Here is a 13763-nt window from a genome sequence, read left to right on the forward strand (position 1 = left end):
CCGCAGGGTCGCCAACGGAACCCTGTCCCTCCTTACGGCCGCCGCCCTCGCGGTGGCCGGTCTCCTCGCCGCGGGCCCGCCGGCCGCGGCCGCCGACGCCGATCTGGCGCGCAACGGCGGCTTCGAGGCCGGACTCGACGGCTGGAACTGCCCGGGCGGCGGCGCCGCGGCCGTCACCGCCCCCGTCCACGGCGGGAGTTCCGCCCTCAAGGCCACTCCGGCCGGCCAGGACAACGCGCGCTGCGCCCAGACCGTCACCGTCAAGCCGGACTCCACGTACACGCTCAGCGCCTGGGTGCAGGGCGAGTACGTCTACCTCGGCGCGTCCGGGACCGGCACCACCGACGTGTCCGTCTGGACGCAGACCCCGGGCACCTGGAAGCAGTTGAGCACCACCTTCCGCACGGGCGCCGCCACCACCTCGGTGACGGTGTACACCCACGGCTGGTACGGCCGGCCCGCCCACTTCACGGACGACGTCACCCTCGTCGGCCCGGACCCGGGCCAGACCCAACCCCAGCCCCCGGCCGCCCCCACCGGCCTCACCGCGTCCGCCGCCTCGTCGAGCGCGGTGAACCTCTCCTGGGCGGCCGCGCAAGGCGCCACGTCGTACCGCGTCCACCGCGCGGGCGCCGCCGCGCCGACCGTCACCGGCCCCTCGGCGACGATCACCGGCCTGACGGCGTCCACCGCCTACACCTTCCAGGTCAGCGCGGTGAACGCGGCGGGCGAGTCCCCGAAGAGCGCCCCCGTCACGGTGACCACCACCGGCGGGGGAGGCGGCGACCCGGGCAACCCGGGACTGCCCGCCCACGCCCTGGTCGGCTACCTCCACGCGAGCTTCGCCAACGGCTCCGGCTACGTGCGGATGGCGGACGTACCCGCGTCGTGGGACGTCATCAACCTGGCCTTCGGCGAACCGACCTCGGTGACCTCGGGCGACATCCGCTTCTCGCTGTGCCCGGTCAGTGAGTGCCCGAACGTCGAATCGGTCGCGGAGTTCAAGGCGGCCATCAAGGCCAAACAGGCGGCCGGCAAGAAGGTCCTGATCTCGATAGGCGGCCAGAACGGCCAGGTCCAGCTGGGCACCACGGCCGCCCGCGACACCTTCGTCTCCTCCGTCAGCAAGATCATTGACGAGTACGGGCTCAACGGCCTCGACATCGACTTCGAGGGCCACTCGCTCTCCCTGGCCACCGGCGACACCGACTTCCGCGCCCCCACCACCCCGGTGATCGTCAACCTGATCTCCGCCGTCAAGACCCTCAAGGCCAAGTACGGTCCGGACTTCGTCCTGACCATGGCCCCCGAGACCTTCTTCGTCCAACTCGGCCACCAGTACTACGGCTCCGGCCCCTGGGGCGGCCAGGACCCGCGCGCCGGCGCCTACCTCCCGGTGATCCACGCCCTGCGCGACGACCTCACCCTGCTGCACGTCCAGGACTACAACTCCGGCTCCATCCTGGGCCTCGACAACCAGTACCACTCCATGGGCGGCGCCGACTTCCACATCGCCATGACCGACATGCTGCTCACCGGCTTCCCGGTCGCCGGGAACACCGCCCGGGTCTTCCCGGCCCTGCGCCCCGAGCAGGTCGCCATCGGTCTGCCGGCCACGACCAACGCGGGCAACGGCCACACCTCGCCGGCCGAGGTGAACAAGGCGCTGAACTGCCTGACGAAGAAGACCGACTGCGGGACCTACCAGACCCACGGCACCTGGCCGGCCCTGCGCGGCCTGATGACCTGGTCGATCAACTGGGACCGCTTCGGGGGCTGGGAGTTCTCCCGGAACTTCGACGGATACTTCGGCGGCTGACGGACGGATGCGCGGGTCGGCGGCCCGCGCTCTTCCGGCTCGGGCTCTTCCCGGCTCGGGCTCTTCCGGCTCGGGTTCAGCCCGCCCGGTCGGCCTCTCGGTCAGCCTCTTGGCCGGTGTATCCGTCGACCCCTCGTCGTCCGCCGGTCCCCGTCGCCCGGCGGACGACGAGCAGCAGGGGTGTGCACATCAAGGCGCTGGCCACCACGTCCAGCGGCCAGTGGAAGCCGCGCAGGATCAGGCCCGCCGCCGTCAGCGCGGCCAGGGCGAGCGCGAGGGGGACCGGCCAGCGCCGCCGCGTGTACGGGGCGATCAGCAGGGCCGCGCCCACGTACGCCACCAGGGAGGTGGCCGTGTGGCCGGAGGGGAAGTAGCCGGCGGCCCAGGGCTCCAGGGGGCCCGGGCGGGCGGTCCACTCCTTGAGGGGCACGACCAACGCGGGAACCGCGACCATGGCCAGCCCCGCCGTCAGCGCGGCGCGGCGACGGCCGCGCCAGGCGGCGTACGCCATGGCCAGGACCAGGACGGGCAGCGCGACCGGGATGTTGCCGAGGTCCGAGAGACGTTCGGTGACGGAGTCCGGGACCGTGCGGACGACGGCGCGACTGAACTCCTCGTCGGGTACCAGCAGCGGCCCGGATGCGAGAACCTGCCAGGTGATGAGCGCGAAGAGCACCGCGCAGAGGGCGCAGAGGGCGCAGAAGGGTGCGAGAGAAGTGGCCGGCCGTCCCGGAACAGGGGGGATGGTTCCGGGACGGCCGCCCGGATCGGGTTGCCGGGCGCCCCGGGGGGTTTGGGGCGAACGGCTGTCCGATCGGTGAGGAGTGTGCGCGAACGCATGCCCAATACGGCGCTGGGGAAGCCCGGTACTGGTGTCGCCCTCGGTTTCCCGTGAGCGGGGTGTCTCACTCATCTGCAGAAACCGTACGCCAACCCGAAGGGGGCCGGCAGCGGGATCGCGCTCCCGCCATCGGCCCCCCACACGTTCTTCACAGTGTCCGACCGTTACCGCCGGTAGGGGTGGGTCACTGTGTTCGGGAAATCGCTCAGATGCCCGCGAATGCGGCCTCGATGACGTCCAGGCCCTCGTTCAGCAGGTCCTCGCCGATGACGATCGGGGGGAGGAAGCGCAGCACGTTGCCGTAGGTGCCACAGGTGAGGACGAGCACGCCCTCGGCGTGGCAGGCCTTCGCGAGCGCGCCGGCCGCCTCCGGGAACGGGGTCTTGGAGACCGGGTCCTTGACGAGCTCGATCGCGATCATGGCGCCGCGGCCGCGGATGTCGCCGATGATGTCGTACTTCTCCTGCATGGCCGTCAGGCGGGTCTTCATGACGGACTCGATCTTCTTCGCCGCGGCGTTGAGGTCGAGCTCCTTCATGGTCTCGATCGAACCGAGGGCACCGGCGCACGCCACCGGGTTGCCGCCGTAGGTGCCACCCAGGCCACCGCCGTGCACGGAGTCCATCATCTCGGCGCGGCCCGTCACGGCGGCGAGCGGCAGGCCGCCCGCGATGCCCTTGGCGGTGGTGATCAGGTCCGGGACGATGCCCTCGTCCTCGCACGCGAACCACTGGCCGGTACGGCAGAAGCCCGACTGGATCTCGTCCGCGACGAACACGATGCCGTTGTCGTTGGCGAACTTCACCAGCGCCGGGAGGAAGCCCTTGGCCGGCTCGATGAAGCCGCCCTCGCCGAGGACCGGCTCGATGATGATCGCGGCGACGTTGTCGGCGCCGATCTGCTTGCTGATCTGGTCGATCGCCTGCGCGGCGGCCTCCGGACCGCAGTTCTCGGCGCCGGTGGGCCAGCGGTAGCCGTAGGCGACCGGGACGCGGTAGACCTCGGGCGCGAACGGACCGAAGCCCTGCTTGTACGGCATGTTCTTCGAGGTCAGCGCCATCGTCAGGTTCGTACGGCCGTGGTAGCCGTGGTCGAAGACGACGACGGCCTGACGCTTGGTGTACGAACGGGCGATCTTGACCGCGTTCTCGACGGCCTCGGCGCCGGAGTTGAACAGCGCGGACTTCTTGGCGTGGTCGCCCGGGGTCAGCTCGGCCAGGGCCTCGCAGACCTCGACGTAACCCTCGTACGGCGTGACCATGAAACAGGTGTGGGTGAAGTCGGCGAGCTGCGCGGAGGCGCGGCGCACGACCGCCTCGGCGGAGGCGCCCACCGAGGTCACGGCGATGCCGGAACCGAAGTCGATCATGCGGTTGCCGTCGATGTCCTCGATGATGCCGCCGCCCGCGCGGGCCGTGAAGACGGGAAGCACGGAGCCCACGCCACCGGCCACCGTCGCCAGGCGGCGAGCCTGCAGCTCCTGCGACTTGGGGCCGGGGATCGCGGTGACGATGCGGCGCTCCTGCGGGACAGCGGTCATAGGGGGCTCCTGGGGGTGTTTTCGGACGCACTTGTGTCTTTGTCCGCAGGCTAGGCCCGGGGGCGGTGGTCCTGCATGCTCCGTTAGGGAGTGGTGCGCGCGTGTCCTTGTCCGGGACGGCCATAGGGCGGCCGCGGCGCGTGTCCGGGACGGCCTTGCCGCCGCGGCGGCACGTGTCGTGTGGATCATGACGGGGTACGGGCCCCGGGGCGCCCGCGGCCACTAGATTGAGCGCGCAGCGCAGCGCAGTGCAGTGAACGGGCAGGGGGCAAGGGGTTCATGAACACCGACGGTGCGTACGAGGGACAGTCGCTCCGCGCGGACCACGTGCCGAGACCGGCGGGCCCGCCGGGAGTCCCCCCGAAACCGACCCACGCGCCGGGGGCGGGGGTGGGCGCCGGACACGGCACGGCCGGCGCCCCGCTGGCGGACTGGGCGCGCACGCCACGCCCGAAGGCCGAGCCGGGTGTCTGGCGCTTCGGATACCGGCCGCGGGAAGGGGCGGAGGCCGAACCCGCCTCGGACCGGTCGCTGCTCAGTGGCGCCGTCATCTCCTTCCTTGCCTGCGTGCTGCTCTGGTCCCTGCTGAGCAACGGGTACATCCCCTATGCCACCGTGCCGGTGAAGCTCTTCACGCCGCGCGACTGGTGGGAGCTGGGGGGTGCGGCCAAAGACGGCCGTGGCGTCGCTGCCGAGCAGGTCTACATGCTCCTGCTGACCGCCGCACTCGTCGTGTGGTTCAGCCGACTCGGTTCCTGGGGCCTCGCCTTCGACCGCCTCGTCGCGGCTCGAGGCCCACAGGCGCGCGGAGTGGGTGCTGCCGCAGCGGCCCTGTTCGTGATGATGCTCATCTGGACCGAGACCTTGCCCGTCGAGGGACTGGCCTTCGGGCATCTGCCTCACGGAATGGGTGCGCAGTGGACCCTGATCGTCGCGGTCTTGCTCTACCTGCTCATTTACGGGTCCGTCATCGTGTTCTTCGTCCGTCAGGCCCGCAGGCCCGCGATGGCCGACACGTTCCAGGCGCTGCGACAGGCCCCTCCCGCCACCCCCGACGACCCCGTCGCCTTCAACGAGCTGCGTGGCGCCGGGCTCGGGGAGGTGGCTGATCGGCTTGGCGGGGAGATCGGGGCCGGGCGGATGAACGACGTGGACTATGCCCGGATCCGCCGCGCCTGGGAGTCCGTGCGCGTCGATCCCTCGCGTGCGCGGGCCTTCGCCGACGCCGTTCTGAACAACGGCGCGGGGGCCTGCGTGCATCCCTCCGGGGCGCGGGACCTGCCCGTGCGGGCCGCGCGGCACGATCTGCTGACCCGGCAGGTGCTGCTGGGCACGGTGGAGGACGGGGAGCGGAACCCCTGGGCTCGGCGCGGGACCGCCCTCGCCCTCGATCCCGAGGTGCTCGGCACCTCGCTGGTGGCGGTCGGGCCCTCCGGCTCCGGCAAGACCCGTCACCTGGTCCGCCCCGTCGTGGAGGCCTTGGCGCTCCAGGCGCTGGCCGGGCAGGCGGCCGTCGTCGCCGTCGGTTCGGCGGGTGCCCGGCTCGGTCCGGACTCGGCGTACGACATCGTGGTCCGGATCGGCGATCCGGAGTCCGTCCACGACCTCGACCTTTACGGCGGTGCCACCGACCCCGACGAGGCGGCCGGTCTGCTCGCCGAGGCCTTCGTCGGGGACGTCCCGGGGTCCGAGGTGCGGCGCGCCGCGACGGCCCTCGCCCAGTTGCTCGGGCCGTTCCACACGGCTCACGGGCGCTTCCCCTCCGTGCCGGAGCTGCGCGACCTCCTCGATCCCGCCGGTGACGCGGTGGACGCGCTGCGCCGGGAGCTGGAGGCCGCCGGGCAGCCCGCGATGCTGCGCGAGCTCGACGCCCGCAGCCGGCAGCGCGGGGCCCCGGGCGATCCCGCTCCGGCGCTCGCCGACCGGCTGGCCCTGCTGGACCGGCCCGCCTTCCACGGGTTCTTCGACACCTCCGGGCAGAGCCGGCCGTTCTCGGTACGGGCGATGGAGCATCCCATCCGGGTCCGGGTGGACCTTCCCGAGCGGGGGCACGCCGGGGCGTCGCGGATGCTGGCACGGCTGTTGCTCGCCCAGTTCAACGCCTCCGTTGCGGCCCGCACGGACCGCTCGCTCTTCGCGTTCCTGGCCTTCGACGACGCCTCGCACACCTTGACCCCGGAGACCGTGCGCGGCGTGCAGCGGCTGAGGTCGGCGAACGCGGGGGTGCTGTTGACGCTGCGTACCCTCGACGACGTGCCGGACGGGCTGCGGACCCCGTTGCTGGGCGCGGTGGGCTGTCGGATGGCCTTCTCCGGGGTCACCACCTGGGACGGGAAGCGGTTCGCCGAGGCCTGGGGCACGGAGTGGGTGGAGACGCGGGACGTCACCCACCGGACGGTCTTCGCCGACCAGCCGCTGACCCGGGCCATCCACGCCTTCCGGAAGCTGGTCACGGGCAAGGCCGTGACCACGGACGCGGTGACCGTGCGGCAGGTGGAGCGCGAGCGCTGGTCGGCGTCCGACCTGGCGCACGCCGTGCCGCCGGACCACGCCGTGCTCTCGCTGACCTCGGTCCGGGGGGAGCGGGCCGCGCCCCTGCTGGTCAGGCTGGCCGGATCGAGCTGAGCGGACCCGTACGAGGTGGCAGAATCGAGGGGAGTCGTTCATACGACACGGCGCAATCCCCTTCGCCGGACACGGCGAAATACCCTTCGCCCGCACGGCGCAATCCCCTTCGCCGGACCCGGTGACAGGCTCCCTGCCCGACACGGCGACCCACCCCCGCTCCGTGCCCGGCCCGCTCGCCGCCCCACTCCTCCGTCTAAGGCCCCTGGTACCCGATGCCGCTCACCCTCGCCTCGCTCGTCCAGCACTCGGCGCTCAAGCTCAGCGTCCGGGCGGGGGAGGGCCGCCTCGACACGCCCGTGCGCTGGGCCCACGTCAGCGAGCTCGCCGACCCCGTCCCCTACATGGAGGGCGGTGAACTGCTGCTGATCACCGCGATGAAACTGGACGCCGAGGACCCCGAGGAGATGCGGCGGTACGTACGGAGGCTCGCGGCCTCCGGCGTCGTCGGCATCGGCTTTGCGATCGGCGTCAACTACGAGGCGATTCCCGAGGCCCTGGTCGAGGCGGCGGCGGCGGAGGACCTGCCGCTGCTGGAGGTGCCGCGCCGCACCCCGTTCCTCGCCATCAGCAAGGCGGTCTCGGCGGCCCTCGCGGCCGACCAGTACCGGGCCGTGACGGCCGGTTTCGAGGCGCAGCGGGAGCTGACCCGCGCCGCCCTGTCGGCCGACGGCCCCGCCGAACTCCTGACGAAGCTGGCGGCGCACGTACACGGCTGGGCCGCGCTGTACGACACCTCGGGCGCGGTGGTCGCGGCGGCTCCCGACTGGGCGGCCCGCCGGGCGGCCCGGCTGACCCCGGACGTGGAGCGGCTGCGGGAACGGCCCGCGCCCGCGAGCGCGGTGGTGGGCGGCTCCGACGACCGCGTCGAACTCCAGTCGCTGGGTACGGGGCGACGGGCGCGGGGCGCGCTCGCGGTGGGCACCGGCGCCCCGCTGGGCACGGCGGAGCGGTACGCCGTGCACTCGGCGGTGGCCCTGCTGACGCTCACCACCGAGCGGTCCCGGTCCCTGCACGACGCGGAGTCCCGGCTCGGGGCCGCGGTGCTGCGGATGCTGATGGTCGGCGAGGCGGAGCGCGCGCTGGCCGTCGCGGGGGATCTGTACGGGGCGCTCCTGGAGTCCCCGTTCCGGATCGTGGTGGCCGAGCCGGCCCTGACGGGGACGGCCCAACCGGAGGGTCTCGCCCAATTGGCCGACGCGGTGGAGTCGGCGGCGGCCCGTACCGGCGAGGCGCTGCTGGTGGTGCCCGAGGAAGGGCGGCTGGTGGTCCTGGCGGCCGAGGCGGGTTCCGCGGCACGGGCCTGTGCGGAGCACGCGGAACTGCTGGAGGCGCGGCGCGGCCGGGACACGACCGGGCCGGAGCCCGACGAACTGGTGATCGGGCTGTCGGGCACGGCCGGACCCGCCGGCGTGGCGGCGGCCTTCAAACAGGCGGACCAGGCGCTCGCCGTGGCCCGGCGACGCGGCCGGGCGATGGTGGAGCACGAGGACCTGGCGGCGGGGTCGGTGCTGCCGCTGCTGGCCGACGACGCGGTACGGGCCTTCGCGGACGGCACGCTGCGGGCCCTGCGGGAACACGACGCGAAGGGTCGCGGCGACCTGGTGGCCTCGCTGCAGGCCTGGCTCTCCCGGCACGGCCAGTGGGACGCGGCGGCGGTGGACCTGGGCGTGCACCGGCACACGTTGCGGTACCGGATGAAGCGGGTGGAGGAGATCCTCGGCCGCTCGCTGGACGACCCGGACGTCCGGATGGAACTCTGGCTCGCCCTCAAGGCCGCCTCGACCGTCTCCTAGGCCCCCTCGGCAAAGTGGCGCCCGGCCCCCGCGAGCGGCCCCGACACTGACAAAGCGGCGCGGGTCGGCATGCGTGTACTCCATGCCGGATAAACAACGAATCCTCCGCGGAGTCCTACGGTGGTGGGGACAAGGACCCCACCGCACAACTCCGAAGGGCCGGGATTCGCATGACTTCCACCCACGCCTTCTGGCTCGCCGGCCGCCTGGCCACCGGCGAGGACAGCTTCGACGTCCACTCCCCGTGGGACGGTCGCCTGGTCGGCTCCGTCAGCGTGCCGACCGACGCACAGGTCGAAGAGGCCGTGGCCGCGGCGCACGCCGTGACGGCGGAGTTTTCCGCGACCCCCGCCCACGTACGGGCCGCCGCCCTGGACCACGTGTCCAAGCGGCTCGCCGAGCGCACCGAGGAGATCGCCCAGCTGATCTCCGCCGAGAACGGCAAGCCCATCAAGTGGGCCCGCGGCGAGGTCGGCCGTGCGGTGTCCGTGTTCCGTTTCGCCGCCGAGGAGGCCCGCCGCTTCAACGGGGGAGAGGCCCAGCGCCTGGACACTGACGCCGGTGGCGTCGGCCGGCTCGCGCTGACCCGCCGCTTCGTCAAGGGTCCCGTGCTCGGCATCGCGCCGTTCAACTTCCCGCTGAACCTGTGCGCCCACAAGGTGGCTCCCGCCATCGCCGTCGGCGCGCCGATCATCCTGAAGCCGGCCCCGGCCACCCCGCTCTCCGGCCTGATCCTCGGCGAGCTGCTCGCCGAGACGGACCTGCCGGTCGGCTCCTGGTCCGTCCTGCCCGTGGCGAACGACAAGATGCCCGCCCTGGTCAAGGACGAGCGCCTGCCCGTCATCTCCTTCACCGGCTCCGACACGGTCGGCTACGCCATCCAGCAGTCGGTGCCCCACAAGCACTGCACCCTGGAGCTCGGCGGCAACGCCGCGGCCGTCGTCCTCGCCGACTGGTCCTCCGAGGCCGACATCGACTGGGCCGCGACCCGTATCGCGACCTTCTCGAACTACCAGGCCGGCCAGTCCTGCATCTCGGTGCAGCGCGTGATCGCCGACGCCTCCGTGTACGACCGCCTCGTCGAGAAGGTCGTCGCCAAGGTCCGTGCCCAGGTCACCGGTGACCCGTCCGACTCCGCCACCGACGTCGGCCCCCTCGTCTCCGAGGACGCCGCCAAGCGCGTCGAGTCCTGGGTGGACGAGGCCGTCTCCGCCGGCGCCAAGCTGCTCACCGGCGGCAAGCGCGAGGGTGCCTCGTACGAGCCCACCGTCGTCGCGGACCTGCCGGCCGGTGTCACGCTCGCCGTCGAGGAGGTCTTCGGGCCGGTCCTCACGCTGCAGAAGGTCGACGGGGTCGACGAGGCCTTCGCCGCCGTCAACGACTCGAAGTTCGGTCTGCAGACCGGCGTGTTCACCCGGGACATCCAGGTCGCGTTCCGCGCGCACCGCGAGCTGGAGGTCGGCGGTGTGATCGTCGGCGACGCGCCGTCCTACCGCGCCGACCAGATGCCGTACGGCGGCGTCAAGCAGTCCGGCGTCGGTCGCGAGGGCGTCCGCTACGCCATGGACGACTACACGTACGAGCGGGTCCTGGTCCTCACGGGCCTGGACATCTGAGCGCACTCGTACGGCCATGAGCCGACGGCCGGAGCCCACTGTGCGGGGGCTCCGGCCGTCTCCTTTTCGCCCACCCGGCCGGACGCCCCTTTTCAGGGCGCACGAAACGGGTACCACTCACCAGGTAGCACCGACCGGTATCCGGAAAGTCAACCGACTTCGGCGGCGAGGTGAGTCCCCTCTCATGTCCGCAACACAGCCCAGCGGCACTCAGCCCAAGGTGACCGAACGCGAGGCACGGCAGGTCGCGGAAGCGGCCCGGGAACAGGACTGGCGCAAGCCCAGCTTCGCGAAGGAGCTCTTCCTCGGGCGGTTCCGGCTCGACCTGATCCACCCCCATCCGCTGCCCGCCGACGAGGACGTCCGGCGCGGCGAGGCCTTCCTGGCCCGGCTGCGGCAGTTCTGCGAGACGCAGATCGACGGGGCCCGCATCGAACGCGAGGCGAGGATCCCCGACGAGACCGTGCGCGGACTGAAGGAACTCGGCGCACTCGGCATGAAGATCGACCCGAAGTACGGGGGTCTCGGTCTCACCCAGGTGTACTACAACAAGGCGCTCGCCCTCGTCGGTTCGGTCAGCCCCGCCATCGGGGCCCTGCTCTCCGCCCACCAGTCGATCGGCGTCCCCCAGCCGCTCAAGATGTTCGGCACCCGGGAGCAGAAGGACACCTACCTGCCCCGCTGCGCCACCACCGCCATCAGCGCCTTCCTGCTCACCGAGCCCGACGTGGGCTCCGACCCGGCGCGACTGGCCACCACGGCGGTACCGGACGAGAGCGGCGACGGGTACCTCCTCGACGGGGTGAAGCTCTGGACCACCAACGGGGTGGTCGCCGACCTGCTCGTCGTGATGGCCCGGGTACCGAAGAGCGAGAACCACCGGGGCGGGATCACCGCCTTCGTGGTCGAGGCGGACTCGCCCGGCATCACCGTCGAGCACCGCAACGCCTTCATGGGCCTGCGCGGTCTGGAGAACGGCGTCACCCGCTTCCACCAGGTGCGGGTCCCCGCGGCCCAGCGGATCGGAGCCGAGGGCGCCGGTCTGAAGATCGCGCTGACCACCCTGAACACCGGCCGCCTCTCGCTGCCCGCCATGTGCGTCGGCGCCGGCAAGTGGTGTCTGAAGATCGCACGCGAGTGGTCGGGCGTGCGCGAGCAGTGGGGCCGGCCGGTGGCCCGGCACGAGGCGGTCGGCTCCAAGATCGCCTTCATCGCCGCCACCACCTTCGCCCTGGAGGCCGTGGTCGACCTCGCCTCCCAGATGGCCGACGAGGACCGCAACGACATCCGCATCGAGGCCGCCCTCGCGAAGCTCTACGGCTCCGAGATGGCCTGCCTGATGGCCGACGAACTGGTCCAGATCCGCGGCGGACGCGGCTTCGAGACCGCCGAGTCGCTGGCCGCCCGCGGCGAGCGGGCCGTCCCCGCCGAACAGATGCTGCGCGATCTGCGCATCAACCGGATCTTCGAGGGCTCGACCGAGATCATGCACCTGCTCATCGCGCGGGAGGCGGTGGACGCCCACCTGTCGGTGGCCGGCGACCTCATCGACCCCGAGAAGGCCCTCGGCGACAAGGCGAAGGCCGGCGCCCGCGCGGCCGGGTTCTACGCGCGCTGGCTGCCCAGACTGGCCACCGGGGCCGGCCAGGTGCCGGGGACCTACCGGGAGTTCCACCCCGACGGCCACCCCGACCTCGCCACCCACCTGCGCTACGTCGAGCGGACCTCCCGCAAACTCGCCCGATCGACGTTCTACGCCATGTCCCGCTGGCAGGGGCGGATGGAGACGAAGCAGGGCTTCCTCGGCCGGATCGTGGACATCGGCGCCGAACTCTTCGCGATGAGCGCCGCCTGTGTGCGCGCCGAGCACCTGCGCGCGACCGGCGACCACGGCCGCGAGGCCTACCAACTCGCCGACGCCTTCTGCCGGCAGTCCCGGATCCGCGTCGAGGAACTCTTCGGCCGGCTCTGGTCCAACACCGACGACCTGGACGGCAAGGTCGTCGCCGGGGTGCTGTCCGGCACCTACACCTGGCTGGAGGAGGGCATCCTCGACCCCTCGGGCGACGGCCCGTGGATCGCCGACGCCACCCCGGGCCCGTCCACCCGCGAAAACGTCCACCGCCCGCTGCGCTGACCTGCGAGGATCAAGACGGGCCCGAGCCACGAGGAGCGATCCGAGCGACCGAGGGAGCGGCCCGCGCGAACAGGACGAGTACCGGCACGAGCACGAGGCGGACGGGAACGATGGCGATGGCCGAGGAAGACCGTCACAGCCGACGGCTGGCCTGGTGCGTGGCGCACCTGCTGCGCCACGCACCGGACCCCGTCACCACCGACCTGACGGGCCGGCTGGACGACACCACCCGCAAGTACCTGCTCCGCGACGAGTACCTGCCCGCCTCCCTCGTCACGCTCGTGCTGCGGCACGGCAGCGACGAGGACCGGCGGACCGTCGCCCGCAACCCGCGCGTGTTCGGGCGCCCGCTGCCGGGCCTGCCCGGACCCGCGCGGTACGCGGACCGCCCCGCGCCCGGCCCGGAACTCCTCGCGGCCCTCGGCGTCGGCCCCGGACCGCTGGACACCGACGAACTGATCGGGCTGCTGCGCGCGCACGGCGCCCGCCCCCGGCTCCCGCTCACCCTGCTGCGGCTGCCGCATACCCTCGACCCCGCACTGCTGCGCGCCCGGCACGCCCGCGACCCGTTGCCGCCCGGCGCGATCGAGGCGCTGCTCCTGGTCGGCGACCTGCCCCTGGACGTGTCCGTCGCGCTGCTCGCCGGCACACCGGGGGAGACGTACGGGCGCCGCTGGTACCGCCCCGCCGTACGGGCCGTCCGGATGGGGCTCCTGACCTGCGACGAGCTGGTCTCCCGCGTGACTCCCGCCGGGCGGACCCTGCTCCTGGCGGACCTGTCCGCCGGTCCGGGCGGGCTGCGCTGGAACGTGCCCGAGCAGGCCGAGGTCCGGTCCGCCGTGCGCCGGGTGCTGCGACCCACCCTGGGTGACGACCCGCGCTGGTGGCCGATCCTGAGCCGGCGTGCCGTCGGCTTCGGCGGCACGCTGCCCGAACTGGTCGAGGTGGTGGCCGCGCGGGAGACGCCTCCGGCCGGTGTCCACACCGGCCCCGAACCGGTCGGCGGGGTGGAACGCGAACTGGCCCTGGTCAGCCTGGCCGTGCCGATGGAACAGGTCAGCGAGGACATTCGATGGGTCCGTGACTGCCTCGACCGGGGCCTGCTCACCGGGGCCGACGTGATCCGCCACAAGGTGCCCGCCTGCTGGGCCCTGGACGAGGACCACTGGCTCGGCGACATCGACCACCCCGACCGCCACGACCGTCCCGAGGCCGTCCACGCGGCCCGCGCCGAGGCGGACCGGCTGTTCGCCGAGGCCCTCGGCGCGGACGCGGACGCCTGGTGGCGGGCCGCCCGGGCGCTCCCCGACTTCGCCGGGACGCTGCCGGAGCTGTTGGCCGGTGTGATTCAAGGGGACTCCGTGTCCAACCGCACCTGAGTTGCGGCAA

At 72.7% G+C, this 13763-nt stretch carries 8 protein-coding genes; 6 read left to right on the top strand and 2 right to left on the bottom strand.

All coding sequences use genetic code 11. The features are described 5' to 3' along the window. Window positions 1-22: 22 nt before the first annotated feature. Window positions 23-1819, top strand: a complete 1797-nt coding sequence (locus OHA84_RS25840; protein ID WP_266950701.1) for a chitinase — start codon at window positions 23-25, stop codon at window positions 1817-1819. 76 nt (window positions 1820-1895) lie between these two features. On the opposite strand, the gene OHA84_RS25845 is transcribed toward OHA84_RS25840, so the two are convergent. Further along, entirely contained in the window at window positions 1896-2495 is a 600-nt protein-coding gene (locus tag OHA84_RS25845; RefSeq protein WP_266969580.1) for a phosphatase PAP2 family protein, read from the bottom strand. A gap of 370 nt (window positions 2496-2865) precedes the next feature. Next, window positions 2866-4200, bottom strand: coding sequence for a 4-aminobutyrate--2-oxoglutarate transaminase (gene gabT / locus OHA84_RS25850; protein ID WP_053675217.1), 1335 nt, complete (start codon window positions 4198-4200; stop codon window positions 2866-2868). A 279-nt stretch (window positions 4201-4479) separates the two neighbouring features. Between gabT and OHA84_RS25855 the strand changes: the two genes are divergently transcribed. From OHA84_RS25855 to OHA84_RS25875, 5 genes are all read left to right on the top strand, one after another. Next, the gene (locus OHA84_RS25855; RefSeq protein ID WP_266969578.1) at window positions 4480-6825 is read left to right on the top strand and encodes an ATP/GTP-binding protein; all 2346 of its coding nucleotides are present in this window, start codon (window positions 4480-4482) and stop codon (window positions 6823-6825) included. A 215-nt stretch (window positions 6826-7040) separates the two neighbouring features. Beyond that, complete coding sequence (locus OHA84_RS25860) at window positions 7041-8621, top strand: PucR family transcriptional regulator ligand-binding domain-containing protein (protein WP_266950187.1); 1581 nt, start codon at window positions 7041-7043, stop codon at window positions 8619-8621. A 170-nt stretch (window positions 8622-8791) separates the two neighbouring features. Continuing rightward, a complete protein-coding gene (locus OHA84_RS25865) occupies window positions 8792-10237 on the top strand; it encodes an aldehyde dehydrogenase family protein (protein ID WP_053675222.1) in 1446 nt (481 codons plus the stop codon). A gap of 184 nt (window positions 10238-10421) precedes the next feature. Next, complete coding sequence (locus tag OHA84_RS25870; protein ID WP_266969576.1) at window positions 10422-12374, top strand: acyl-CoA dehydrogenase family protein; 1953 nt, start codon at window positions 10422-10424, stop codon at window positions 12372-12374. Between the two features lie 116 nt (window positions 12375-12490). Further along, window positions 12491-13753 (top strand): hypothetical protein, encoded by a 1263-nt coding sequence (locus OHA84_RS25875; RefSeq protein WP_266969574.1) that lies wholly within the window; start codon window positions 12491-12493, stop codon window positions 13751-13753. The last annotated feature ends 10 nt before the right edge of the window (window positions 13754-13763 follow it).

This window comes from Streptomyces sp. NBC_00513 (genome assembly GCF_041431415.1).
GTDB lineage: Bacteria > Actinomycetota > Actinomycetes > Streptomycetales > Streptomycetaceae > Streptomyces.